This window comes from uncultured Pseudoflavonifractor sp. (assembly GCF_944387275.1).
Lineage (GTDB): Bacteria > Bacillota > Clostridia > Oscillospirales > Oscillospiraceae > Pseudoflavonifractor > Pseudoflavonifractor intestinihominis.
Map to the genome: position 1 here is coordinate 102553 of NZ_CALXEG010000002.1, position 24090 is coordinate 126642.

A 24090-nucleotide genomic window follows, 5' to 3' on the forward strand; every position below is an offset into this window, starting at 1 on the left:
GTTTTCTTGGTAATATCGCCGAGTAACGCTATGGGAGTCCCAAGAAAACTGAACAGGATATACAAATAAAAATAGACAAATGGGAGGAAATGCGGTACACTGGATTCAGGATACCCAAAACCCGGGAAAAAAAGGAGGAACACCCATGAAGAAACTGGCAGTCGTATTGGCAGTGCTTCTGCTCATCTCCTGCGTGCCCGCCTCGGCCGCGGAGACGGCGCTCACCGGAGCGGAGGCCTATGAGCAGTACGGGCCCTGGTGCACCTGGACCCAGGAACAGAAGGACGCGGCAACAGCGGAATGGAGCGAGGACTTCTGGTATGAGTACTGGGACGCCTATTTCGTCCAGAGCGGCGCCGAGGACGAGCAGTACTACGCGGACATGGATGCCTGGAACCAGGCCTTCTACGGCGATGTGTGGGCGGAGGACTGGGAGGCCTATCTTCGGAGTGTGAAGGAAGCCCTGGGCATGCCCTACCCGGACGGCATCAATGTCTCGGTTAACGGGACCTGGCTGGACCTGGACGGGCTGGAGCCCTGGGCCCTGGACGGCCGCACCATGGTGCCGGTGCGTCCCTTCCTGGAGGCCCTGGGTGCCAAGGTGGACTACGCGGACAACGTGGTCACCGCCGTGCTGGCCGACGGGGTCACCCTAGAGCTGACCGGTGGGAGCACCACCATGACCAGGGTGTCCGGGGATAAGATTGACAAGATCGAGATGGACGTGCCCCTGACCGCAGTGGCCAACCGGACCTACATTCCCGCCCGCTTTGCCGGCGAGGCGGTGGGCATGGCCGTGGAGTGGGACGGGGACTATCAGGCGGCCCATTTCACCGATTGGGACAGGATTGCGGAGCAGATTGACGAGAAGTTTGCCACCCTCAACACCTTGATGTCCCTGGATCAGGGTGAGCTGGACCCGGAGCAGACCTACCGGGTAACGGGGCTGGCATCCCAGATTGTGACACTCTACGGCGAGACCGAGGCGGAGAACGACACCTCCACCCAGACCGTGACCCTGAACGGCCTGGTCCGGGGCGGCCAGGTGGATCTGGATCTGGGGGTGGACATGGATCTGGGCGGCCTGCGCGAGATGGTCGTCGCCGGTATGCCCCAGGAGGAGGCACTGCTGGACCTGCTGTCCGACTTTGAGATGGAGGTGCGGGGCGACCTGGACCAGGGGACACTCTATATGACCGGAAACAAGCTGGGGGAGCTGCCTGGCAGCACCCTGGCCAGCGGCGAGTGGGTGGCCCTGGACCCCACCGAAGGCGGGGACACCCAGATGGAGGAGGCTGTCACGATGGGCAGCCTGCTGACCGCCGGAGTAAAGGAGAGCGGCGTCAGCGGAGACGGAATGCCGCCCTGCGTCAGCGCCCTGGACACGGCGGAGATGCTGGCCCTCATCCTGGGGGATGACTGCTTCACCGTCTCCACCGCAGGCAGCACCACCACCTACACCCTGAAGGTGGATACCCTTGGATTGACTGACAAGGTTACTGCCTTGACAGAAGAGAAGGGAACCCCGGAGCTGTACCTGCTGCTGAGCTACCTGAGCGGCGGCCTGAAGGTGGACTGCAATGGTACCTTCCGGGTGCGGGATAACCAGATGGTGGATATGGAGCTGGATATGACGGTGAAGGTGCCTGCCCTTGCCGTGAGCAGTACGCCTATGGATATCAGCTTCTCCGCCAGCGGGGACAGCACCAATTTTGAGTGTACTCTGACAGCCAAGGCCGCCTACGGCGGAAAGCTGGAGATGAAGATGGAGATCCTTGTGGAAGAGACCGGCGACATGCCTGTCACCACGCCTCCTGAGGGCGCGGCGGTCCGCACCGCCGACGCGCTGGGCACCGGTACAGTGTATCCCGGCGGGCTGGAGAGCCTGGCCGGCATCATCCGATAACGCAAAAAATCCACCTTTCCGCCGGGGAAGGTGGATTTTTTATGGATTTAGGGGATCAGCCAGAAGCCAACCGCGCCGCAGGCCGCGCCCATGACGGCGCCGGCCAGCACGTCCCGGGGGAAGTGGACGCCGCCGATGACCCGGATGAGGGCGATGAGCACCCCGATAGCCAGGAATACCCCGCCCAGGGGCGGGCACACCCACCAGAAGGCCATGTCGATGACAAAGACCGAGAACACGTGGCGGCTGGGGAAGGAGTTGCCCTTGGTGTCCTTGGGGATGAGGGGGGTGATGTCCAGCACCTCGTAGGGCCTGGGGGCGTTGCACCACTTGCGGAAAAAGCTGAGGGCTATAAAGGACACCCCCGGCGTGATGACCGCCCGCAGCAGCCGGTGGTCCCGGGTGAGGAGCAGGAACAGGAGCAGGGCGGGGTAGGCGATGTAGACCGACAGGGTCAGCACCTTGTTCACCGCCCGGACGGCTCCGGCGTAGGGGCGGAAGGGGGCGGACAGGCGGGCGTAGAGAGAAGCTGTCATGGGAACCTCCTGAGGGAATGGATGGATACAAAACCGCACCCGCCCGTCGGGCGGGTGCGGCAGATGGTGCGGGCTGATATCAGGGCAGGTCGGCGTCAATGAGGATATTGTCCGTGCCGTGCTCCTCAAACTCGGCCATATAGCCGTCGATGCGGCGGTTGAGCTCATCATAGTTGGTCTCGTCGATGGGGGGATCGTCCATGTCCCGGCGGGCCAGATCCTCGGCGAGAATCTCGAAAAACACGTTGTTTTCGTACTCCATAATGGCCTCGTGTATGCCGCCGTCCACAAAGGCCCGGGAGGGCACCACCTCGCCCTGCCACAGCTCGGCCAGACTGGGCATCCCCTCCTCCGCCGCCTTGGAGAAGAGCAGGCTCTCCACCTCGTCGTAGTCGGCGAAGCGGTCGTCGCCCCGGGTGGAATTGAGGATCCAGTTCCCGATATAGACCATGTCAAGCAGCCGGCGGTACTGCTTCTTTGTCAGTTCCAGCTTCATGCGCGAAACCTCCTCGCTGTCGTGACATTGCGGAGCATGGGGCTGAGCTGCTCCGCTTGCACATATTATATTAACAAGATAGGGAAAAGTCAAACCCGGCGAAAGGAGAAATCCGGTGAAATTTCCCCTTGTGTTCCGCCGGAGTTTCGCATATAGTATAGAGGAAGCGGCAGGCGGAGGAATTCCGCCCCGCAATTGTTTTGTCTGGAGGTTGTTGCTGTGGACCGTCGGCCAATCGGCGTGTTTGACTCGGGCATGGGCGGCCTGACCGCTGTCCGGGAGCTGATCCATCTGATGCCGGAAGAGGACATCGTCTACTTCGGCGACACCGGCCGGGTGCCCTACGGCAGCCGCTCCCGGGACACCATCATCAAGTACGCCCGGCAGGACGTGGCCTTTCTCAACACCTTTGATCTGAAGGCCATTGTCATCGCCTGCGGCACCGTGTCCACCACGGCGCTGGAGGTGCTGGAGCAGGAGAACCCCATCCCGGTGCTGGGCGTGGTGCGGCCCGCTGTGGCGGAGGCCGCCGCCGCCACCCGCAGCGGGAAGATCGGCCTCATCGGCACCCAGGCCACCATCCGCACCGGGGCCTATGAGCGGTACATCGCCAAGCTGCTGCCCGACGCCCAGGTCACCGCCCGGGCCTGCCCCCTCTTTGTGCCCCTGGTGGAGAACGGCCGCTTCCGCCCCGGGGACAGGGTCACCGAGATGGTGGCCGAGGAGTACCTCACCCCCCTGAAGGAGGCCGGGGTGGACACCCTGGTGCTGGGCTGCACCCACTACCCCCTCCTGTCCCAGGTCATCGGCAACTTCATGGGCCCGGACGTGACGCTCATCAACACCGGCGCGGCCTGCGCCCGGCAGGTATCGGCCATGCTGAAGAAGCGGGACGGCCTCAACAGTCCCGACCACGTGGGCACCCGCCGCTACTTCGCCAGCGACAGCGCCGCCGACTTCGCCTCTCTGGCCTCCATCTTCCTGGGCCGGGACATCACCGGCGCGGTGGAGCAGGTGGATATTACAAAATATTGAGGAGAAACGGGCACCGGTCCTTTACTTTTCCCTCAATTTGGGATATAATACCTTGCATTTTGGTTCACATCAGAGGTCGAGAGAATGGATAAGAGCGTCATTATTTCCATCAAGGGCAGGCAGTCCTACGAGAACGTGGAGGACGAGACCATCGAGCTGGTCACCGAGGGCCTGCTGGCCAAGGAGGGCGAGGGGGAGTACACCCTCAGCTACCAGGAGAGCGAACTCACCGGCCTGGAGGGCACCCTGACCACCTTCCAGATCGAGGACGGCCGCATCACCCTCATGCGCCACGGGGAGGTCAACTCCCAGATGGTGTTCGAGGAGGGCCGCCGCCACCTGTCCATGTACAACACCCCCTACGGGGCCCTGGCCGTGGGCATCAAGACCCACCACATGGACTGCCGCATGGACGAGCACGGCGGCAGCATTGAGATCAACTACGCCATTGAGATCGAGCATGCCGTGGCGGGGCAGAACCTGTTCCAGATCCAGGTCCGGGAGAAGCCCCCGGTGCTCCGGCAGTAAGTTCACGGGCGGCAGGGGCCGCCCTTTACCAGATATTGATGAGGTGATTTGAGATGTCCAACATGATCCAGTCCGCCAAGGACCAGGTGGCGTCCCTGACCCAGGCGGCCTACGAGAAGGCCGCCGCCGATGGGCTCCTGCCCGCCGGCGCCCAGGTAAAGGCCACCATTGAGATTCCCAAGGACGTGTCCCACGGGGACTACGCCTCCTCCTTTGCCATGGCCGGGGCCAAGGCCCTCCACATGGCCCCCAGAGCCATCGCCCAGATCATTCTGGACCACCTGGAGCTGGAGGGGACCTACTTCCAGAGCGCCGAGATCGCCGGCCCCGGCTTCCTGAACTTCCGCCTGGGCAGCCGCTGGTACGGCGAGGTCATCGCGGACATCGAGCGGGAGGGCGCCGCCTACGGCGCCGTGGACGAGGGCCACGGCGAGAAGGTGATGGTGGAGTTCGTCTCCGCCAACCCCACCGGTCCCATGCACATCGGCAACGCCCGGGGCGGCGTGCTGGGCGACAGCTTGGCCAGCGTGCTGGAGCGGGCGGGCTACAACGTGTGGCGTGAGTTCTACGTCAACGACGCCGGCAACCAGATCCACAAGTTCGCCATGTCCATTGACGCCCGGTACCGCCAGCTCATCCTGGGGGAGGAGAACGTGCCCTTCCCCGAGGACGGCTATAAGGGCGACGACATCAGAGAGCTGGCCGCCGCCTTCCGGGCGGAGCAGGGCGACAGCTGGATGGACAAGAGCGAGGAGGAGCGCCAGGAGGCCATGGCCAACTTCGGCCTCAAGCGCAATATCCCCAAGATGCAGGAGGACCTGCGCCGGTACAAGATCGAGTACGACGAGTGGTTCCTGGAGTCTTCTCTCCACAACAGCGGCTATGTGGCCGAGACCGTGGGCCTGCTCACCGACAAGGGCTGGACCTACGAGAAGGACGGCGCCCTGTGGCTCAATACCATTGAGCTGCTCAAGGAGAAGTACATGCGGGAGGGCAAGACCCGGGAGCAGGTGGACAAGCTGGACCTGAAGGACGACGTGCTCCGCCGGGCCAACGGGTTCTACACCTACTTTGCCGCCGACATCGCTTACCACCGCAACAAGCTGGAGAAGCGGGGCTTCCAGACCGCCATCAACATCTGGGGCGCCGACCACCACGGCCACGTGGCCCGGCTCCAGGCGGCTCTGGACGGCCTGGGCCTGGACGGCTCCCACCGCCTGGTGGTGGTGCTCATGCAGCTGGTGAACCTGCTCCAGGACGGCAAGCCCGTCCGGATGAGCAAGCGCTCCGGCAAGGCCATCGCCCTCCACGACCTGCTGGACGAGGTGAGCGTGGATGCCTGCCGCTACTTCTTCAACTCCCGCTCCTTCACCAGCCCCCTGGACTTTGACCTGGACCTGGCCGTCAAGGAGGACTCGGACAACCCGGTGTACTACGTCCAGTACGCCCACGCCCGGATCTGCTCCCTGGTGGCCCGGATGAAGGAGGAGGGGGCCGGCGTGTCCGCTGCCGCCGACATCGACGCCTCTGTGTTCACCACCCCCGAGGAGCTCTCCCTGGTCAAGACCCTCTCCCTCTTCCCTGAGGAGATCCGCCTGGCCAGCCGGGACTACGACCCCTCCCACATCAACCGCTACCTGCTCACCCTGGCCGGCGATTTCCACCGGTTCTACAATTCCTGCCGCATCAAGGGCGAGGAGAAGCACGTGCTGGCCGCCCGGCTCAAGCTGGCGGACACTGTTCGGTCCGTGCTGGCCAACGGCATGGCCCTCATCGGCGTCACCGCCCCCGAGAAAATGTAATTTTGCCTTACAACAATCCCCCGCTCATCTGAGCGGGGGATTGTTTTGTCACTCGCACTCCACCTGGGTGTACGCCTCTGCGCCGCAGGCCTCATGGCCCTCCTCGTCCTGGGGCGGGAACAGGGCCAGGGACGCCCCGAAGAGCAGCGCCGCCAGAATCGCCACCGCCTGCACCTTGTTCTCCTTCAGCAGATGGCCGTACTCCTCCCACAGGGGGAGCCTGAGGCCCTCACCCAGCTTCTCCGCGCCGTAGCAGATGATCAGGGCAATGACCGCGCAGCACGCCAGCCGCACCGCCGTGTCCCGCTTGTTCTCCTTCCGCTCCATCACCGCCGCCTCCTTCCGCGCCTGTATCACCAGTATATGCGCCCCGGCGGCGGGCATGTGAGGAGGAACGGCGTATATTCTGTTTGACCGGTGCTCTGCGCCATGATATAATCTAAAATGGATGTGAATTGGCATATTGTGCCGGAACTTTGACGCAATATTACCCGTCCGCAGCTGGACTGTATTTTACTTTCCCTGACGTCTGAAGAAAAAGGGAAAATGAAGAAAGGAAGGATTCCATGGAACCCAAAGAGATCCAGGAGCTGGCAATCACCGCCACCAAGGGCCGGCTTTTGGGCCTGTCGGCCATCTACCGCGCCGCCTCCGGCCACACCGGCGGCTCCCTGTCCGTGATGGACATCCTCACCGTCCTCTATTTCCATGAGATGAAGGTGAACCCCGACCAGCCCAGGGACCCTGACCGGGACCGCCTGGTGCTGAGCAAGGGCCACTGCACCCCCGCTCTGTACTCGGTACTGGCCCTGCGGGGATTCTTCCCCGTGGAGGACATGCAGCTCTTCCGCAGCATTGACGGCCACTACTCCGGCCACCCCGATATGGTCCACGTAAAGGGCGTGGATATGTCCACCGGCTCTCTGGGCCAGGGGATCTCCGCCGCCGTGGGCATGGCCCTGGCGGGCAAGATCGACAAGAAGGACTACCGGGTGTACGCCATTCTGGGCGACGGCGAGCTGGACGAGGGCCAGGTGTGGGAGGCCGCCATGTCGGCCGCCAAGTACAGCCTGGACAACCTGTGCGCCGTGGTGGACTATAACAGAATGCAGATCGACGGCACCACCGACGATGTGATGCCCCTGGGCGACCTGTCCGCCAAGTGGGCCGCCTTCGGCTGGAACGTGATCGAGACCGACGGCCACGACTACGCCGCCCTGGCCGACGCCTTTGAGCAGGCCAAGACTGTGAAGGGCAAGCCCACCGTGGTTCTGGCCCACACCGTCAAGGGCAAGGGCGTGTCCTTCATGGAGGGCGTGTACACCTGGCACGGAAAGGCCCCCAACGACGAGCAGTACGCCCAGGCCAAGGCCGAGCTGGAAGCACATCTCAAGCAGCTGGAAGAGGAGGGGAAGTAAGATGGCAGGAAGCATCGCGACGAGAGCCGCCTACGGCGCGGCCCTGATTGAGCTGGCCAAGACCCACCCGGAGCTGCTGGTCCTGGACGCGGACCTGGCCCAGGCCGTCAACACCAGCAAGTTCGCCCAGGAGTATCCCGACCGCCACTTTGACATGGGCATTGCCGAGGGCAACATGACCGGCGTGGCCGCCGGTCTGGCCACCTGCGGCAAGCACCCCTTTATCAACACCTTCGCCATTTTCGCCACCGGCCGGGCCTGGGAGCAGGTGCGCAACTCCATCGCCTATCCCGGCCTGCCCGTCACCGTGGTGGGCTCCCACGGCGGCCTCTCCGTGGGCGAGGACGGCGCCACCCACCAGTGCATCGAGGACCTGAGCAACATGCGGGTCATCCCCGGCATGACCGTGGTGGTGCCCTGCGACGGCAACGAGATGACCTTTGCCACTGAGGCCCTGCTGAACCTGAATGCCCCCGCCTACCTGCGTCTGGGCCGCATGGCGGTGGACAACGTCACCGACGAGCTGCCCGGCTACAAGTTCGAGCTGGGCAAGGGCGTCACCATGCGCGACGGCAGCGACGTGACCGTCATCGCCTGCGGCCTCATGGTCCAGGAGGCCCTCAAGGCCGCCGAGACCCTGGCCGGCGAGGGCATCTCCGTCCGGGTCATCGACATGCACACCATCAAGCCCCTGGACGAGGAGCTGGTGCTCCAGGCCGCCAAGGAGACCGGCGCCATTGTCACCAGCGAGGAGCACAATATCGTGGGAGGCCTGGGTGCCGCCGTGTGCGAGTACCTGTCCCAGGCCTGCCCTGTGCCCGTGGTGCGCCACGGCGTGGAGGACTGCTTCGGCCGCTCCGGCCCCGCCAAGAAGGTGCTGGCCGCCTACGGCCTCAACGCCGAGGGCCTGGCCAAGAAGGTGCGGCTGGCTGTCAGCCTGAAGAACCGGTAAGAACAGAGACGATGCCAAAACCAGCGGCAGGCCGCAGCTGCGGCCTGCCGCTTTCAATGCCCGAGCGGGCGGTAAGAAAGGAGAATGTGCTGTGATCAAACTGATTGCCACTGACATGGACGGCACATTGTTGAATGATGACCACGCGATGGTGTCCCAGCGCAACGTGGACGCCCTCCGCAGGGCGGCGGAGCAGGGCATTGAGGTGGTCATCTCCAGCGGGCGGACCTGGAGCCTGCTGAAGGAGATCGCGGACCAGCTGGGCGTGGTGCGCTATGTGGTCATGTCCAACGGCGCGGCCGTGCTGGACCGGCAGACCGGGGAGTGGGTGCTCCAGAAGGGCATGCCCAAGGAGCAGGCGCTGAAATTCGTGGAGATCCTGCTCCGGTACGGCGCGGGCTTTGAGCTCTTCTGCGAGGGCCAGAACTACGTCGACCGGCGGTATGAGGCGCTTGTCATGAAGGAGGCACCCTCCGCTGCGTATGGGGCCATGTTCCGCCGGCAGGCCATGATCGTGGACGACCTGCGGCCGGTGATCGAGAAGAAGCTGGTGGAGAAGCTCTATGTATTCCATGTGGAGCCGGGCACCCAGGGGCGGATCGAGGAGGAGCTCAGAGCTGTGGGCCCCTATGAGTCCGCCTGCGCCTATGAGTCCAACATGGAGATCACGGCTCCCGGCGTGGACAAGGGAGAGGCGCTGAAGGAGCTGTGCCGGAAGCTGGACATTGATGCTTCGGAGGTCATGGCCTTCGGCGACGCGGACAACGACCTGGGGATGCTGGCCTGGGCGGGCTGCTCCTTTGCCATGGCAAACGGTACGGACAAGGCCAAGGCGGCCGCCAAAGGGCTAACCGGTACCAACTCCGACTCCGGCGTGGCCCAGGGCGTAGAGCGCTGGGCGCTGGCACAGCAGAACTGAACACCGGAAAAGAAAAACAGCCATCCCTCCAGGGATGGCTGTTTTCATGTGTAAATCCGTGTGTAAATTTCGATGTACAGATATTGCGGATCTGTCAGACTTCAGATTTAAAAAGGGAGGAGCGGCTACACGGGATATTCCTTTAGTTCGTTCAAAAATTCCTGATAGTTTTCTTCAGACCAATAAAATGTCAATTCGTCTTCCGTGTACTCCGCCGGAGTGTCTCGCATAAAGTTGCTGCCAATATCGTAATCAAATCTTTTCAGCACAGCTTCTGCAAATTCGCGGAAAAACATTCCGATTCCAGTGATGACATTGCCGTCTTCCATGATGGGCTTGTGTATAAAGTTTTCTTTTTGGATAAAGGAGAAGGTATCTGCAAACTGCATAAAATACCCTGCGGTGAATTTCTTACCGTTTAAAATACCTGCCTTTGACAATAGGGCTGGAGAGGACGAGATTGCCGCAAAGACAACGGGGGTATTAACTCCGCCTTTGAGAAAATCGATCAGCGTTTCATCAAACAAAGCGGGCATCGGATTGATGGTTCCAGGGAGAATGACGCAGTCATAATCCGTGATAGTCACGTCTGCTGTTGTTTTGGTAGGGAAAACACGCAGGCCTTCTTCGCTGCGGTATTCTCTGTTCTCGCTTGCAATATAATCGACTGTTTCGCCGAACCAGACCGTCAGGGCAGAGGTCAGACAGGTAATCTCTTGCAGGGAAAAGTCGGGATATAATAGCACGGAAAATTTTCTCATCGGAGCACCTCTATAAATTATAATGTAAATTTATTCTAGCATGGACGTCTGAAATTTACAATAAAGCAAAAAGAGAGACGGGCTTTTCAGCACGTCTCTCTTTGGAAAATAGGATAGCAGAACGGACAACACACGGGCTTTTTGCGGTGCTGCGGTGTAAGCGCAGGGGATCTTAAGACTGAAATGCGTCCTTTACGTAGCTTATAAAATCCTTCTCAACCAATTCATAATCAATAGAAGACTGAAGGCGGCCAAGCTGATCTTTCCAAGCATCCACGTTCGTTCTCACCTTGCGGAAACCAAGGGATTCATAGACATGTTGTGCCCGTGTGTTCTTCACATTCGTGTCGAGAATGATTTTGGAATAGCCGTTTCTGAACAGCCAGCCAATCAGCAGACTCAGGACTTTTCTGCCCACACCACGATTTTGACAATCGGTTTCACAGAGCTTGATGCCGACTTCGGCCACACCCACGCCTGCATTACTATAACTGCACTCACCGATCAGACGATCGTCTTCCTGAATGATGATGCAACCCTTGTTAAGTCCTTTGATGACCTCGTCCTCAGTCGTCCCCACGCCATTGGGGAAGCCTGCGTGCGCCATCACAGCACCGTCGTTCCACCAGGCGGCGAGCTGCTTTGCATCGGCGGCTTCGGCTTGTCGGATGGTTAAATTTTCGTATTGAATCGTTTCCATCATCTTTCCTCCGTTAAAAATTCCATGTAAGAGCAGGGAAGGGGGATGGCGCATTTGTGCGTGCGTATAACAGTGTCGGATCAATGCGAACCTTGCCCCATGTTCAAGTCCGCGCCCAAACCCAGATCGCAACCCAGCGCAATGGCAGTATTATAGGGTTTTTCCGCGATAAAGTCAATTGTCGCGCCGCGCATCACAATGGACTTGGCCCTTTCCAACACCAGTTGTCCAATCCGCTACTTATGAACCGTACGCTTCCGGCAGGTGCGGCGCTTTTGGGGGCGCTCATGATCGCGGCCTTCGCCGGGGATCATCTGGCCGGCGCTGCCGAGGCTATGGTTACCCTGCTTGAAGTGACACCGGGAGGCTGCCGTGCCTGTACGGGAAAAACTGGATGCGCAGCAGGGACCGGAGACGTCCAAGAAGTTTCTGGACGAGGTCAAGGGACAAAATACCGCCGGAAGTGCAAAATTAAATTGAGTTCCATGGCGCGTTTTTGAATTTGAAAAGGGTTTGACTTTAATTTTATAAGATTCTTTTGCTTTTCGATTGCCAAGCGGGCTTTAGTATGATATAGTGTAAAGAAGAACAAAGACGTTCGTTTGCGGAGGGAGTATGCCTCCGCATGCGAGCGTCTTTTTTGTTGCGGTGCCGGCCCAAAAGGCCGCCGCAGCGTGACGTTTTACGCCGGGAAGGAGAAGTAGCAGTGCAAGACTTTACCACAAGGAAGCAGCCCGCAGGGCTGTATGATCCGAGATTTGAGCATGATAACTGCGGTATCGGCGCCGTGGTGGACATCAAGGGCCGCAAGAGCCACAAGACCATCGACGATGCGCTGCAGATCGTGGAACATCTGGAACACCGCGCCGGTAAGGACGCCGAGGGCAAAACCGGCGACGGCGTGGGCATTCTGTTGCAGATCGGCCACAAGTTCTTCACCAAGGTGGCGGCGGAAGCCGGCATCACTCTGGGCGGAGAGCGGGAGTACGGCGTGGGCATGTTCTTTTTCCCGCAGGAAGAACTGCGCCGCAATCAGGCCAAGAAGCTGTTTGAGATCGTCTGCCGCAAGGAGGGGCTGAACTTCCTGGGCTGGCGTGCCGTGCCGGTGTGCCCCGAGATTCTGGGCCACAAGGCCCGCTCCTGCATGCCCAGCATCTGGCAGGGCTTTGTGGAAAAGCCCGCCCGTGTGCAGCCCGGCCTGGACTTTGACCGCCGCCTGTACGTGGCCCGCCGGGTCTTTGAGCAGTCCAGCTCCGAGACCTACGTGTGCAGCCTGTCCAGCCGGACCATTGTGTACAAGGGCATGTTCCTGGTGAAGGAGCTGCGCCTGTTCTACCCCGACCTGCAGGACACCGACTATGAATCCGCCATCGGCATGGTGCACAGCCGGTTCTCCACCAACACGGCGCCCAGCTGGAACCGCGCCCACCCCAACCGTATGATCCTGCACAACGGCGAGATCAACACCATCCGAGGCAACGTGGACACCATGCTGGCCCGGGAGGAGAGCATCTCCAGCAACTGCCTGAAGGACGACATGGCCAAGGTGCTGCCCATTGTGAACCAGGACGGCAGCGACTCCGCCATGCTGGACAACACCCTGGAATTCATGGTCATGAACGGCATGGAGCTGCCCCTGGCCGTGATGGTGACCATCCCCGAGCCCTGGAGCAACAACGACAGCATGGACCCCAAGAAGCGCGCCTTCTACCAGTACTACGCCACCATGCTGGAGCCCTGGGACGGCCCCGCGTCCATCCTCTTCTCCGACGGCGATGTGATGGGCGCCGTGCTGGACCGCAACGGTCTGCGCCCCTCCCGCTACTATATCACCCGTGACGGCCGCCTGATCCTCTCCAGCGAGGTGGGTGTGCTGGATGTGGACCCGGCCGAGGTGGTCTCCCGTGACCGTCTGCGCCCCGGAAAGATGCTGCTGGTGGACACCGTGAAGGGCGAACTGGTGGACGACGAGCGCCTGAAGGCGGACTACGCCAACCGCCAGCCCTACGGCGAGTGGCTGGACCGCAACCTGGTCACCCTGAAGGAGCTGAAGATCCCCAACCACCGTCCGCCTGAGCCCAGCCCCCAGGAGCTGGTCCAGCTGCAGAAGGCCTTCGGCTACCGGTATGAGGACGTGACCACCATGATCCTCCCCATGGCCAAGAACGGCGCCGAACCCTCCGGCGCCATGGGCGTGGACACCCCGCTGGCCGTGCTCAGCCACACCCATCCCCCGCTGTTTGATTACTTCAAGCAGATGTTCGCCCAGGTCACCAACCCGCCCATCGACGCCCTGCGTGAGAAGGTCATCACCTCCACCACCGTGTATGTGGGTGCCCAGGGCAACCTGCTGGAGGAGAGCAGCGAGAACTGCAAGGTCCTGAAGATCAACAATCCCATCCTGACCGAGACCGACGTGCTGAAGCTGAAGGCCATGAATGTGCCCGGCTTCAAGGTGCAGACCGTCTCTATCTGCTACTATAAGAACACCGATCTGGAAAAGGCCATTGAGCGGCTGTTTGTGGAAGTGGACCGGGCCTACCGTGACGGCGCCAACATCCTGATCCTCTCCGACCGGGAGATCGACGAATACCATGTGGCCATCCCCAGCCTGCTGGCCGTGGGCGCTGTCTCAAAGTACCTGGTGCGCACCAAGAAGCGCACCGCCATGGCCCTGGTGCTGGAGAGCGGCGAACCCCGCCTGGTCCATGACTTTGCCACCCTGCTGGGCTACGGCGCCTGCGCCATCAACCCCTATCTGGCACAGCAGACCATCCGCCAGCTCATCGACGAGAAGCTGCTGGACAAGGACTACTACGCCGCCGTGGAGGACTACAACCACGCCGTGCTGGCCGGCATCGTGAAGATTGCGTCCAAGATGGGCATTTCCACCATCCAGTCCTACCAGGGCAGCCAGATCTTTGAGGCGCTGGGCATCAGCAAGGAAGTGGTGGACAAGTACTTCACCAATACCGTCACCCGTGTGGGCGGCATCACCCTGAAGGACATCCAGGACGACCTGGAGGAGCGCCATCAGAAGGCCTACGATCCCCTGGGCCTGGGCACCGACACTGAGCTGCCCAGCCTGGGCCTGCACAAGTTCCGCAGCGGTCCCCAGGCGGAACAGCACCTTTATAACCCCCAGACCATCCATCTGCTGCAGCAGGCCTGCTGGACCGGCGACTACTCCAAGTTCAAGGCCTACACCCAGGCCATCGACAACACCGGCTCCGATGAGATGCACCTGCGCAGCCTGCTGACCTTCCGCTATCCCGAGCAGGGCGTGCCCATCGACGAGGTGGAGAGCGTGGACAGCCTGGTCCGCCGCTTCAAGACCGCCGCCATGAGCTACGGCGCCCTGTCCGCCGAGGCCCACGAGTGTATGGCCATTGCCATGAACCGCCTGGGCGGCAAGAGCAACACCGGCGAAGGCGGCGAAGCGGAAGAGCGCTTCGGCACCGAACGCAACTCCGCCATCAAGCAGGTGGCCTCCGCCCGTTTCGGCGTCACCAGCAAGTACCTGGTCTCCGCCAGCGAGATCCAGATCAAGATGGCCCAGGGCGCCAAGCCCGGCGAGGGCGGCCAGCTGCCCGGCAGCAAGGTCTATCCCTGGGTTGCCAAGACCCGCCACTCCACCACCGGCGTGGGCCTGATCTCCCCCCCGCCTCACCACGACATCTACTCCATCGAGGACCTGGCTCAGCTGATCTATGACCTGAAGTGCGCCAACCGCAAGGCTGCCATCAACGTCAAGCTGGTCAGTGAAGCCGGTGTCGGCACCATTGCCGCCGGTGTTGCCAAGGCCGGCGCCGAGGTCATCCTGATCTCCGGCTTTGACGGCGGCACCGGCGCCGCGCCCAACAACTCCATCCACAGCGCCGGCCTGCCCTGGGAACTGGGCATCGCCGAGGCCCATCAGTGCCTGATCATGAACGGCCTGCGCAGCCGTGTTCGCATTGAGGCGGACAGCAAGCTGATGAGCGGCCGGGATGTGGCCATTGCCGCCATGCTGGGCGCCGAAGAATTCGGTTTCGGCACCGGTCCCCTGGTGGCCATGGGCTGCGTGATGATGCGTGTGTGCAACCTGGATACCTGCCCCATGGGCATCTGTACCCAGAACCCCGAGCTGCGCCGCAACTTCAAGGGCAAGCCGGAATACGTCATGAACTTCATGCGGTTTATGGCCCAGGAACTGCGGGAGTACATGGCCCGTCTGGGTGTGCGCCGTCTGGAAGACCTGGTGGGCCGCACCGACCTGCTGGCCATCAAGGAAGAGCCTGCCGGCAGCCGCGCCAGCGAGCTGGACCTGACCCCGCTGCTGAGCAACCCCCTCATCGAGAACAGCAGCATCCATTTCCAGCCCGAGGACGTTTACAACTTCGGCCTGGAAAAGACCCCCGACATGAAGATCCTGATGAAGAAGTTCAAGAAGAGCTTCGATATGGACGAGCCCAAGCCGGCCCGGGTGGAGCTGACCGTGGGCAATACCGACCGCGCCTTCGGCACCATCTTCGGCAGCGAGATCACCGCCAAGTTCGGCAACACCCTGCCCGATGATACCTTCCATGTGCTGTGCCACGGCTTTGGCGGCCAGAGCTTCGGCGCGTTCCTGCCCAAGGGCCTGACCCTGGAGCTGGAAGGCGACTGCAACGACTACCTGGGCAAGGGCCTGTCCGGCGGCGAAATCGTGGTCTATCCGCCCAAGAGCGTGACCTACGACCGCAGCCAGAATATTGTCATCGGCAACGTGGCCCTGTACGGCGCCACCAGCGGCAAGGCTTTCATCAACGGCGTGGCCGGCGAACGCTTCTGCGTGCGTAACTCCGGCGCCACCGCCGTGGTGGAGGGCGTGGGCGACCATGGCTGCGAATATATGACCGGCGGCACCGTGGTGGTGCTGGGCAAGACCGGCAAGAACTTTGCGGCCGGTATGAGCGGCGGCATCGCCTACGTTCTGGACGAGGACTGGGATCTCTACCAGCGAGTCAACAAAGACATGGTCAGCATGGAACCCGTGGAACACAAATACGATGTGGCTCTGCTGAAAGATCTGATCCGCGAACATGTGGAGCGCACCGGTTCGCCCCGCGGCAAACAGATTCTCGATGACTTCGGGTCTTATCTGCCGCGCTTCAAGAAGGTCCTGCCTCATGATTACGACAAGATGCTGCGCCTGATCGCCCAGATGGAAGAGAAGGGCGAGGACAGCGAGCAGGCCCAGATTGAAGCCTTCTACGCGATGAAGAATGCCAAATAAGGAGGGCTAACCATGGGAAAACTGACTGGATTTTTGGAGATTAAGCGGCAGACCAGCACCGAGCTGCCGCCCGAAGAACGCATTTGCAACTTTAACGAATTTCATATTCCCCTGCCCTCTGATGAACAGCAGGCCCAGGGCGCCCGCTGCATGGACTGCGGCGTGCCCTTCTGCCAGAGCGGCATGATGGTGGGCGGCATGGCCAGCGGCTGCCCGCTGAACAACCTGATCCCCGAGTGGAACGATCTGGTGTACCAGGGCCGCTGGGACCTGGCGCTCCATCGCCTGCGGGCCACCAACCTGTTCCCTGAGTTTACCAGCCGGGTCTGCCCCGCACTGTGTGAGGCGGCCTGCACCTGCGGTATGGCCACGGGCAACCCCGTCACCGTGAAGGAGAACGAACACGCCATTGTGGAGTACGGCTATGCCCATGGCCTCATCCAGCCCACCCCGCCCGCTGTCCGCACCGGCAAGAGCGTGGCCGTGGTAGGTTCCGGCCCTTCCGGCCTGTCTGCGGCCGAACTGCTGAACCGCCGCGGTCACAGCGTGACCGTCTTTGAGCGGGAAGACCGTGTAGGCGGCCTGCTGATGTACGGCATCCCCAACATGAAGCTGGAGAAGTCCGCCATCGACCGCCGTGTGGCCATCATGAAGGCGGAGGGCATCGAGTTTGTGCTGAATACCAACGTGGGTGTGGATATCAGCAAAGAAGAACTTGCCAGCCGTTATGATGCCGTGGTGCTGTGCTGCGGCGCCAAGCAGGCCCGCGACCTGTCTGTTCCCGGCCGTGAAGCCGAAGGCATCTACTTTGCTGTGGACTACCTGACCAGCGTGACCCGCAGCCTTCTGGACTCCAACTTTGCCGATGGCCGCGCCATCTCTGCCGAGGGCAAACGTGTGCTGGTCATCGGCGGCGGCGATACCGGCAACGACTGCGTGGGCACTGCCATCCGCCAGCACTGCGCCGATGTGCTGCAGCTGGAAATGATGCCCTGCCCGCCGGTCCAGCGCGCGCCCGGCAATGCCTGGCCGGAGTGGCCCAAGGTCCTCAAGACCGACTATGGCCAGCAGGAAGCCATCGCCATGTTCGGCCGCGATCCCCGCGTCTATCAGACCACGGTGAAGGAATTCCTGAAGGGGGAGGACGGCCGGGTCTGCGGCGCCGTGATCTCCAAGCTGGAGAGCCGTGTAGTGGACGAAGCCACCGGCCGCCGCGCCATGGTCCCCACCGGCGAGGAAGAGACGGTGGAGTGCGAGCTGGTTCTGATTGCCGCCGGCTTTACCGGCTGCGAGAGCTACACTGCCGAGGCTTTCGGCCTGGAACTGACGCCCCGCGGCTGTGTAGCCGACCACAACTTTGCCACCAATGTTCCCAACGTCTTCGCCTGCGGCGACATGCGCCGCGGCCAGAGCCTGGTTGTCTGGGCCCTGCGTGAAGGCCGCGATACGGCCGCTGTGGTGGACCGTTTCCTGATGGGATATACGAACCTGTAATCCCGCAATAAAACGCACAGAGCGCCTCTGCGTTGCCTTTCCGGCGGCGCAGAGGCGCTCTTTTAAAAATTGCGGTGAACAGTTTTGAAGACGCGCTCTAGTCTGCGTCTAAAGCCCAGCCCGAGCCCAGCGCAGCGGGTCCGCTTTGGAGAGGGGGAGCAGCAGAATGAGCTTGCTCCGACGAGGAACATCGAAACACTATAGAGGCTTCTGTGTCCGGCGCAAAAGCGTACCAGACACCCGTGCTGAAAATGTCATCCGAAGAAGTGATATAATACTCAATTACACCTTCGATTGTTGGGACTGTGAGAGTTTGGTATAATAAAGATAAAATTGAGGATGTGCTATGAGAGATGCAGAAGAGATTTCGTGAGGTGACCCGCATGAAGGCGAACCTGTATGAACATGTGGAGTTTCATTCGGCAGAGGTGGAAGATGCTCCGGCAATCGCACAGCTTCGCAAAAAAATATGGTCGACCACCTATCGAGGGATTTATCCAGATGAGATGATTGAACAGTTTGATTTGGAATGGCATACGCAGAAAGATGCCCAGCGAATTCAAAATCCAGACGATGCGGTCTATTTAATTAAGCGGGAAGAGCGAGTCATTGGCTACATCACCCTCCATAACAGCCAACCTCCGCACTTGTTGTCCCTCTATCTGGAAGATGAATTCCAAAACTGCGGCATCGGACATAAAGCAATGGAGTTTGTAAAGATCCATTTCAAGGCACAAGGAGCGAAGCGTTTTACCTGCCAGTGCCAGCCGGATAATGCGCATGCTATGGCCTTTTATCAGCGCAATGGAGGGAAAGTGGTCAAACAGGATTTGAATAATGAGGAGAGCTGGCAGAATTCCGTGACGTTTCAATTTGATGTGTGAAACACAGCATAAAAACAAATCCGAACCCATCGCCGACCGGCGCAAGGTTCGGATTTGTTTTGTTTGGTGACCCAGCGGGGACTCGAACCCCGTAACAAAATAAGGGTTAATCCACTGGTATTACTCACTCTTACCTGTTTCTGTGTGTAAAATCGTGTGTAAAAGTGCATCAAAGTAGCTATCAACCTGGTGGGAGACTTTTGCCTGTTCAGCGCTCATTGTGTGCTGATAGACAGTCTTGAGCATATTGTCCGTGGCGTGGCCCATCCGCTCCTGAGCGTAGCGATTTGGCACGCCAAGCGCCAGCATTACAGATGCGTTAATGTGCCGGAGATCGTGAAAGCGGTAGTGCTGCACACCTGCGCGCTTGCAAATGGTCTGGAACCGGCAGTACAGAGCCCGGCGGGACAACTCCACGATGTGGTCGCCGCGCTTGGGGCGGGCATCTATCAGCTCCCTGATATGAGCAGGGAGCGGCAGATCCCGCTGAGAGCTGTAGGTCTTTGTGGTCTTTTCGCCCTCGTCCACCAGGGCGTGGCGGATGTGAAGGACATCGCCGTCCACGTCGATCCAGCGCAGGCCCAGAATTTCGCTCATTCTCAGGCCAAGCCAGACAGCCAACATGACGGGCAGCTCATTTTCCGTTCCGACACATGCGGCCATGATGGCCTGGATGTCATCGGTTGAGGGGACAGCTGCCTCATAACGCTTTTTTTGCGGTAGTGTAGTCCTGAGGGCGAAGTCCGGATAGTACATCTCCAGCGCGGCGGAGAGGAGGCCGTGGGCATTGCGAACGCTCTTGGGTGACTTCTCCCGGGCCATGGCGTTGATAGAGCGCTGGACACGCTCTTGAGTCAGGGCGGCCAGTACCACCGGCATGAGATCCTGGAGCGCGTTCTTGCGGATGCGCTTGTATCCGGCGATGGTGGCGGGGGATAACACCGAGTCCTTGCTCTCGATATAGCGGTCTATCATCTCGCCCACGGTCATGGATGCCGGCGACTTGTGCTCCTGAAGGATGCCGTTTTTGATGGCCAGGGCTTTTGCGTGGGCCACTTCCGGGTCATCGTCCACTACGCTGATCCGCCTGCCCTGCACCATGACCTGGCAGCGCCAGGAGCCGGATGGCAGCCGTACCGGCGTTGGATTTTTCAATTTTTTTGCCACATGGCACCTCCTAGAGCAACCGCCCCCGGCCGGATGGCTGAGGGCGGTTTTGGTATTCGTGGGCAAATCCGCAAGCGCTTGCGGATTTGGGGTGTGTACAAGTCGGACACGCTAATCGGCAATATCTCCGTCATCCTTCTTAAAACATTTAGTACATGGAGACATGCCGTTTTTAAGAGCCCACGAGATCGGAATATCCTTAACAATGCGTTTATTGCACTTCGGATTTGCATGATAAAGATATCCGCTTGCGGCAACGTATACTTTTTGCTCGTCTTTTGGATATGGGATTTTTATGTTGCACTCAAGACAACACCAATAGTACGGTTTCCCATACACCTGCCCTGTTTCAACAACCTTTGCAATTAAAGGGATACCGGCCTTTACTTGGTTTACTATTTCAGAGAATTCTAAAGATAGCTCTTCTGAAAGAGGACACCACCCAAACTGTTGACCTTTTGAATCCAGCAACGCAATACTTTCGTCTGGACAAGATTCCTCCGCGTGATATACAAGTGTTACGATATCACCTTGGCTAAAACGAGAGATAATTTCTTTGGCAGGGATTCCAAAGTCATGAGACACGCCACTTGCGTTAAATTGAACGGGAACTTCAAAAAATGCCTGATTACAGCCGATATAATCGTCAAAAGTAGTGTTCTGGGGAGAAATTTTCGGCTGGCATTCAGCTTGAAGCGCCTTGAGCTTTTTCCAAAACAGTTGGAAGTCCTGCGGATTAATCCAGAAAGTAAAGTATTTTGTACCAGCTTTCCTGTATTTCAGGTCTGAACTCATTCCGAGATCGTCTACATACCCGCCTACAAATTGTTCTTCTTTGCCGTTGATTAGAAATATTCCGGGTGAACTGGAGCCAAATGTGACTTCAGCATTGCGAATAGTTGCCCCGCACTTTGTAAGAAAATCCACGGAAAAAGAGGTGCTTTGATTTTTGCGGGGGCGTATAAGAAAATCAAAAATCCCCATTGAGACGCACCCTTTCAGTGTGTCCAAGTCGGACACCAAATTATTTTTTCTTTTTTGCTTAGTTGCATTGCAAGAATAAAACAAATGTTCTATAATAGACATAAATCACAGATCATGCACTGCGGGGAAAACTGAGGGGAGGACACGAGATGACGCCGGAGCAAGCCAGGGAACTCATATCACACCTGTCACTGGACGAGAAAATCAGTCTGAACGAGATGCTAAAAGACCTTGCACAAAAGCGTCAACCTTGTCCTTCTCTTCCAGAGTCAGATGGGTCAACCGCTCAATAAGTTCATTATCAAGCTCGCTCTCAGATGTGGGGGCGAGCTTTTCTTCGTCTCGACCAAGGAGGTAGTCTGTACTTACACCGAATATTTCAGATATTTTTGCAATGGTCTCAGGATTTGGAGTGGCTTTCCCTGTTTCCCATTTTCCAACGGCTTGCTGGCTGACAAATAATCTTGCTGCAAGCTCTTTTTGAGACATCTTGTTTTCTGCGCGGAGCTCTTTCAATCGCTGGGCTAACATGGAAAGTCACCTCCTCTTTAAATCAATAATATACTACCTATGGTAGGCAACCACAAGCGAAATTTAAAATTTACACTTGACAACAACTAAAAGTAGTAATATTATATGCTTGAAAACAACCTTATGTAGTTATATGGGGAGGAGGGAACAATGGTGAACAACATAAAGTTGTTGAGAGAGAAAAAGGGAATATCGCAGGCAGCACTGGCCTCACAAGTCGGGGTTTGCCCCCAGGCAGTCGGAAAGTGGGAACGTGGAGAATCAGATCCCAAATGGGCCATTGCACCAGCCCTTGCTGATGCCCTGCACTGTTCTATTGACGAGTTATATGGCCGCACGCCGCCCGAGGCGGCCAGCTGAGAGGAGGGGAAGGACATGATGCAGGGAGACACCCCGGAGCTGCGGAGGATCGTCCGGTGGCTGGAGGGGCAGTTTGAGCCGGGCCAGCTGGCCCGGGTGGAGCGGGTGACCAAGAACGCCGTCCGAATCACGGATCGCTGGGGCGACACGGACCTGGTCATCTGCCGGCAGGACGGGGACGTGGAGATTATGCCCGTCCCGGAGGCCTGCTGAACTATCTGCAAGTATTTTATCCTGAAAAGGAGGTGATTACCATGCAGGATGAAACCCGAAATATCTATAAGACCTGTCGCAAGGCTGCCGGGCTTACTCAGGAAGCGGCAGCGGAGCGGCTGGGTATTAGCGTGGAGAGCCTGCGGGCCTACGAGACCGGCCAGCGGGTGCCGCCTGACGAAGTGGTTGAGGCGATGTCCGACCTGTATAACACGCTGCATCTGATTGTGCGGCATGTGCGCGAAAAGAACGCCATGTACAGCCGTGTGGTGCCCGAGGTGCCTAAGATGGACGTCTTGGCTGCCAGCGCCCGGCTCACCAATCGGATTTTCGAGTTTGCCGAAAACCACTCGGCCAATCGGCTTATGCGCATTGCCGAGGACAATGTCATCGATAGCAATGAGCGAGTCGAGTTTGATGCCATTATGGAAGACCTTCAGGAGATTGTATCCGCTGCTCTGGCTCTTCGGTGTGCCCAGGGTGAGCAGGACCCGTAGGCATAAAAAAATCCGCCCCCAGGTGGTCGAGACCTGAGGACGGAAAAGGAGAACTAACTAATGAAAATATACCATAAGACGGGCGGAAATGCAAGGAATTTCCGCTGGATTCGTGCACCCTTTTTGGGCTTGCTGGGTGTCCTGATCCTGGGCGCCGTGGGCAACATCGAGTGCGGTTTTGTCAGCGTCCGGGCCGGGGCCGTGATCCTGGCGGCGCTGGCTGCCGGGCTGGCCCTGACGCTGGCCTGGCCGAAGAGGAGGGGCTGATATGACCAGAAAAGAGGACGCGCGCTGGCGGGAACGCACAGCCCGCCAGTCCCGCACCTGGGTCCGGGACCCCTGGACCGTGCTGGGCACCCTGGAGGACGTGGTGAACACACCAAAGGAGACGTGTGCCGCCAAGCTCGACCGGATACGGTTTGTGCTGGAGGCGTACTACAAAGCAGTGGAGGAGGAAAGCAGCAATGCCGAGAGTATGCCTAACTGAGGCCCAGCGGACGGCAGCCCGCTACAAGGACCGTATCAACCGCCTGGCCGACGGCCTGACCGTCTACAAGCGCCGCAACGGGAAGACCAACGAGGACATTGCCCGCGCCACCGGCGTGGGCACCGTGGCCATCGGCCGCCTCATCTCCGGCGACCTCACCGTGCGCATGCCGCTGGAGACCTACTGGAGGCTGGAGGAGATGGCCAAAGTCAAGGACGAATAGACAGGGGTGTGACAAGGTGCAGGGCAGACAGATCGAGGTGCGGCGGCGGAAGCTGCCGTACACCAACGTAAAGAACGACCTGATATGGGACAGCCGCCTGAGACTGCAAACCCGTTTTGCGCTCATCGCCATGCTGAGCCTGCCGGACGACTGGGACTACTCCATCCGGGGCATGGCGGCAAAGCTGGAGGTGTCCAAGGACACCATGGCCAGGATGCTCAAGGAGCTGGAGGAGGCTGGGTATCTGAAGCGGAAGACCCAGGAGCACGCCGCCTCCGGCCAGTTCGGCAGGGCCAGATACATCCTGACCGACGTGCCCAACGACTTCGGCGGCGAGGAGGAGCCTGAGACTGAGGCGGACAGTGCGGACCAGCCGGAGGGGGAAAACAGCCCACCGTGTCCTGATTTACCGTACACGGTTTCACCGTACACGAAGAATTGGCCGCAACAAAATAATAAAGAACAAACTAATAAACAAATACCCCTAAAGCCCCCTTTAGGGGGCGGGGGGCAGAAGGAGACGAAACGGGGCCGGAGCAGGAAGGCCAAGGAGCTGGACCCGGAGGCCCGGGCCATGCTCAACCGGTACGTGGCCGGAGACCCGGAGCTGACCGAGGCCATGCAGGCCCTCATGGAGGTTCGGCAGGCGCCCAGGTCCAAAGCCGTGAACACAGCAAGGGCCATCAAGACCCTGCTCACTGAGCTGGACAAGCTCTCCGCCGGAGACCGGGACACCAAGCTGCGCATTATCCGCCAGTCAGTCATGGCGGGCTGGGCCGGTCTCTTCCCCCTGCGGGGCGGACAAGCCCCGGCTCAGGCGAGAAAGGAGACACGACATGTCGAATAGCTATCTGCCGGAGGATGTACTGCTGTACGACCCGGCATGGATTGATACCAAGCTGCCCACCGGCTTCTGGCTGATGGACAGCCCGGAGGATGT

The 24090-nt window shown here is 59.7% G+C and carries 25 protein-coding genes; 17 read left to right on the forward strand and 8 right to left on the reverse strand.

The genetic code is table 11. The annotated features are described in order from the left end of the window. Positions 1-145 precede the first annotated feature (145 nt). Positions 146-1906, forward strand: coding sequence for a copper amine oxidase N-terminal domain-containing protein (locus tag Q0K23_RS01185; protein ID WP_294516855.1), 1761 nt, complete (start codon positions 146-148; stop codon positions 1904-1906). 47 nt (positions 1907-1953) lie between these two features. Here the strand turns inward: Q0K23_RS01185 and Q0K23_RS01190 are convergent, their stop codons facing one another. Next, on the reverse strand, positions 1954-2442 hold the full coding sequence (locus tag Q0K23_RS01190) for a phosphatase PAP2 family protein (RefSeq protein ID WP_294516857.1): 489 nt from the start codon (positions 2440-2442) through the stop codon (positions 1954-1956). A 79-nt stretch (positions 2443-2521) separates the two neighbouring features. Then, positions 2522-2938, reverse strand: coding sequence for a hypothetical protein (locus Q0K23_RS01195; protein ID WP_294516860.1), 417 nt, complete (start codon positions 2936-2938; stop codon positions 2522-2524). Between the two features lie 219 nt (positions 2939-3157). On the opposite strand from Q0K23_RS01195, the gene murI reads away from it, so the two are divergent. From murI to argS, 3 genes are all read left to right on the forward strand, one after another. Beyond that, a complete protein-coding gene (murI, locus tag Q0K23_RS01200) occupies positions 3158-3973 on the forward strand; it encodes a glutamate racemase (protein WP_294516862.1) in 816 nt (271 codons plus the stop codon). Between the two features lie 84 nt (positions 3974-4057). Further along, the gene (locus Q0K23_RS01205) at positions 4058-4501 is read left to right on the forward strand and encodes a DUF1934 domain-containing protein (protein WP_294516864.1); all 444 of its coding nucleotides are present in this window, start codon (positions 4058-4060) and stop codon (positions 4499-4501) included. A gap of 53 nt (positions 4502-4554) precedes the next feature. Continuing rightward, the gene (gene argS / locus Q0K23_RS01210) at positions 4555-6303 is read left to right on the forward strand and encodes an arginine--tRNA ligase (protein WP_294516866.1); all 1749 of its coding nucleotides are present in this window, start codon (positions 4555-4557) and stop codon (positions 6301-6303) included. A 48-nt stretch (positions 6304-6351) separates the two neighbouring features. Here the strand turns inward: argS and Q0K23_RS01215 are convergent, their stop codons facing one another. Next, entirely contained in the window at positions 6352-6630 is a 279-nt protein-coding gene (locus Q0K23_RS01215) for a hypothetical protein (RefSeq protein WP_294516868.1), read from the reverse strand. A gap of 239 nt (positions 6631-6869) precedes the next feature. Here Q0K23_RS01215 and Q0K23_RS01220 point away from each other — a divergent pair, with 239 nt between their 5' ends. From Q0K23_RS01220 to Q0K23_RS01230, 3 genes are all read left to right on the forward strand, one after another. Next, positions 6870-7721, forward strand: coding sequence for a transketolase (locus tag Q0K23_RS01220; RefSeq protein WP_294516870.1), 852 nt, complete (start codon positions 6870-6872; stop codon positions 7719-7721). Position 7722: 1 nt separating this feature from the next. Next, complete coding sequence (locus Q0K23_RS01225; RefSeq protein ID WP_294516872.1) at positions 7723-8673, forward strand: transketolase family protein; 951 nt, start codon at positions 7723-7725, stop codon at positions 8671-8673. A 91-nt stretch (positions 8674-8764) separates the two neighbouring features. Further along, positions 8765-9592, forward strand: coding sequence for an HAD family hydrolase (locus tag Q0K23_RS01230; protein ID WP_294516875.1), 828 nt, complete (start codon positions 8765-8767; stop codon positions 9590-9592). A gap of 125 nt (positions 9593-9717) precedes the next feature. Here the strand turns inward: Q0K23_RS01230 and Q0K23_RS01235 are convergent, their stop codons facing one another. Both Q0K23_RS01235 and Q0K23_RS01240 read right to left on the reverse strand, forming a co-directional pair. Beyond that, entirely contained in the window at positions 9718-10353 is a 636-nt protein-coding gene (locus Q0K23_RS01235) for a DJ-1/PfpI family protein (RefSeq protein WP_294516877.1), read from the reverse strand. A 172-nt stretch (positions 10354-10525) separates the two neighbouring features. After that, positions 10526-11056, reverse strand: coding sequence for a GNAT family N-acetyltransferase (locus tag Q0K23_RS01240; RefSeq protein WP_294516879.1), 531 nt, complete (start codon positions 11054-11056; stop codon positions 10526-10528). A gap of 703 nt (positions 11057-11759) precedes the next feature. Here Q0K23_RS01240 and gltB point away from each other — a divergent pair. The 3 genes from gltB to Q0K23_RS01255 all read left to right on the forward strand — a co-directional run bounded on the left by gltB (position 11760) and on the right by Q0K23_RS01255 (position 18688). Then, on the forward strand, positions 11760-16310 hold the full coding sequence (gltB, locus tag Q0K23_RS01245; RefSeq protein WP_294516881.1) for a glutamate synthase large subunit: 4551 nt from the start codon (positions 11760-11762) through the stop codon (positions 16308-16310). Between the two features lie 12 nt (positions 16311-16322). Beyond that, a complete protein-coding gene (locus tag Q0K23_RS01250; protein WP_294516883.1) occupies positions 16323-17804 on the forward strand; it encodes a glutamate synthase subunit beta in 1482 nt (493 codons plus the stop codon). Positions 17805-18187: 383 nt separating this feature from the next. Beyond that, positions 18188-18688: a GNAT family N-acetyltransferase gene (locus Q0K23_RS01255; RefSeq protein WP_294516886.1), complete on the forward strand. Its 501-nt coding sequence runs from the start codon at positions 18188-18190 to the stop codon at positions 18686-18688. A gap of 120 nt (positions 18689-18808) precedes the next feature. Here the strand turns inward: Q0K23_RS01255 and Q0K23_RS01260 are convergent, their stop codons facing one another. The 3 genes from Q0K23_RS01260 to Q0K23_RS01270 all read right to left on the reverse strand — a co-directional run bounded on the left by Q0K23_RS01260 (position 18809) and on the right by Q0K23_RS01270 (position 21370). Next, on the reverse strand, positions 18809-19855 hold the full coding sequence (locus Q0K23_RS01260) for a site-specific integrase (protein WP_274955173.1): 1047 nt from the start codon (positions 19853-19855) through the stop codon (positions 18809-18811). Positions 19856-19966: 111 nt separating this feature from the next. Further along, positions 19967-20941, reverse strand: coding sequence for a hypothetical protein (locus tag Q0K23_RS01265; protein WP_294516891.1), 975 nt, complete (start codon positions 20939-20941; stop codon positions 19967-19969). 102 nt (positions 20942-21043) lie between these two features. Beyond that, complete coding sequence (locus tag Q0K23_RS01270; RefSeq protein ID WP_274955175.1) at positions 21044-21370, reverse strand: helix-turn-helix domain-containing protein; 327 nt, start codon at positions 21368-21370, stop codon at positions 21044-21046. A gap of 150 nt (positions 21371-21520) precedes the next feature. Between Q0K23_RS01270 and Q0K23_RS12695 the strand changes: the two genes are divergently transcribed. The 7 genes from Q0K23_RS12695 (at position 21521) to Q0K23_RS01300 (ending at position 23997) form a co-directional block, all read left to right on the forward strand. Further along, on the forward strand, positions 21521-21730 hold the full coding sequence (locus tag Q0K23_RS12695; RefSeq protein WP_274955176.1) for a helix-turn-helix transcriptional regulator: 210 nt from the start codon (positions 21521-21523) through the stop codon (positions 21728-21730). Positions 21731-21745: 15 nt separating this feature from the next. Beyond that, on the forward strand, positions 21746-21943 hold the full coding sequence (locus tag Q0K23_RS01275) for a hypothetical protein (RefSeq protein ID WP_274955177.1): 198 nt from the start codon (positions 21746-21748) through the stop codon (positions 21941-21943). 41 nt (positions 21944-21984) lie between these two features. After that, complete coding sequence (locus Q0K23_RS01280) at positions 21985-22440, forward strand: helix-turn-helix transcriptional regulator (RefSeq protein ID WP_294516896.1); 456 nt, start codon at positions 21985-21987, stop codon at positions 22438-22440. Positions 22441-22563: 123 nt separating this feature from the next. Beyond that, a complete protein-coding gene (locus Q0K23_RS01285) occupies positions 22564-22707 on the forward strand; it encodes a hypothetical protein (RefSeq protein ID WP_294516898.1) in 144 nt (47 codons plus the stop codon). Between the two features lies 1 nt (position 22708). Next, complete coding sequence (locus Q0K23_RS01290) at positions 22709-22927, forward strand: hypothetical protein (RefSeq protein ID WP_294516900.1); 219 nt, start codon at positions 22709-22711, stop codon at positions 22925-22927. Further along, positions 22905-23150, forward strand: coding sequence for a hypothetical protein (locus Q0K23_RS01295; RefSeq protein WP_294516902.1), 246 nt, complete (start codon positions 22905-22907; stop codon positions 23148-23150). The genes Q0K23_RS01290 and Q0K23_RS01295 overlap by 23 nt, the downstream gene beginning before the upstream one ends. Positions 23151-23166: 16 nt before the next feature. Then, positions 23167-23997 carry a helix-turn-helix domain-containing protein gene (locus Q0K23_RS01300; protein ID WP_294516904.1) on the forward strand — a complete coding sequence of 277 codons (831 nt, stop codon included), beginning with the start codon at positions 23167-23169 and terminating at the stop codon, positions 23995-23997. The last annotated feature ends 93 nt before the right edge of the window (positions 23998-24090 follow it).

Excerpts from the sequence above, each read along its gene's own strand:
- Q0K23_RS01195 (WP_294516860.1), bottom strand. The coding sequence starts at position 2,938 with ATGAAGCTGGAACTGACAAAGAAGCAGTACCGCCGGCTGCTTGACATG.
- Q0K23_RS01275 (WP_274955177.1), top strand. The coding sequence starts at position 21,746 with ATGATGCAGGGAGACACCCCGGAGCTGCGGAGGATCGTCCGGTGGCTG.
- Q0K23_RS01280 (WP_294516896.1), top strand. The coding sequence starts at position 21,985 with ATGCAGGATGAAACCCGAAATATCTATAAGACCTGTCGCAAGGCTGCC.
- Q0K23_RS01215 (WP_294516868.1), bottom strand. The coding sequence starts at position 6,630 with ATGGAGCGGAAGGAGAACAAGCGGGACACGGCGGTGCGGCTGGCGTGC.
- Q0K23_RS01190 (WP_294516857.1), bottom strand. The coding sequence starts at position 2,442 with ATGACAGCTTCTCTCTACGCCCGCCTGTCCGCCCCCTTCCGCCCCTAC.
- Q0K23_RS01250 (WP_294516883.1), top strand. The coding sequence starts at position 16,323 with ATGGGAAAACTGACTGGATTTTTGGAGATTAAGCGGCAGACCAGCACC.
- Q0K23_RS01290 (WP_294516900.1), top strand. The coding sequence starts at position 22,709 with ATGACCAGAAAAGAGGACGCGCGCTGGCGGGAACGCACAGCCCGCCAG.
- Q0K23_RS01235 (WP_294516877.1), bottom strand. The coding sequence starts at position 10,353 with ATGAGAAAATTTTCCGTGCTATTATATCCCGACTTTTCCCTGCAAGAG.
- argS (WP_294516866.1), top strand. The coding sequence starts at position 4,555 with ATGTCCAACATGATCCAGTCCGCCAAGGACCAGGTGGCGTCCCTGACC.
- Q0K23_RS01185 (WP_294516855.1), top strand. The coding sequence starts at position 146 with ATGAAGAAACTGGCAGTCGTATTGGCAGTGCTTCTGCTCATCTCCTGC.
- Q0K23_RS01240 (WP_294516879.1), bottom strand. The coding sequence starts at position 11,056 with ATGATGGAAACGATTCAATACGAAAATTTAACCATCCGACAAGCCGAA.
- Q0K23_RS12695 (WP_274955176.1), top strand. The coding sequence starts at position 21,521 with ATGGTGAACAACATAAAGTTGTTGAGAGAGAAAAAGGGAATATCGCAG.
- Q0K23_RS01225 (WP_294516872.1), top strand. The coding sequence starts at position 7,723 with ATGGCAGGAAGCATCGCGACGAGAGCCGCCTACGGCGCGGCCCTGATT.
- Q0K23_RS01205 (WP_294516864.1), top strand. The coding sequence starts at position 4,058 with ATGGATAAGAGCGTCATTATTTCCATCAAGGGCAGGCAGTCCTACGAG.
- Q0K23_RS01220 (WP_294516870.1), top strand. The coding sequence starts at position 6,870 with ATGGAACCCAAAGAGATCCAGGAGCTGGCAATCACCGCCACCAAGGGC.
- Q0K23_RS01255 (WP_294516886.1), top strand. The coding sequence starts at position 18,188 with ATGAAGGCGAACCTGTATGAACATGTGGAGTTTCATTCGGCAGAGGTG.
- Q0K23_RS01265 (WP_294516891.1), bottom strand. The coding sequence starts at position 20,941 with ATGTCTATTATAGAACATTTGTTTTATTCTTGCAATGCAACTAAGCAA.
- Q0K23_RS01270 (WP_274955175.1), bottom strand. The coding sequence starts at position 21,370 with ATGTTAGCCCAGCGATTGAAAGAGCTCCGCGCAGAAAACAAGATGTCT.
- Q0K23_RS01295 (WP_294516902.1), top strand. The coding sequence starts at position 22,905 with ATGCCGAGAGTATGCCTAACTGAGGCCCAGCGGACGGCAGCCCGCTAC.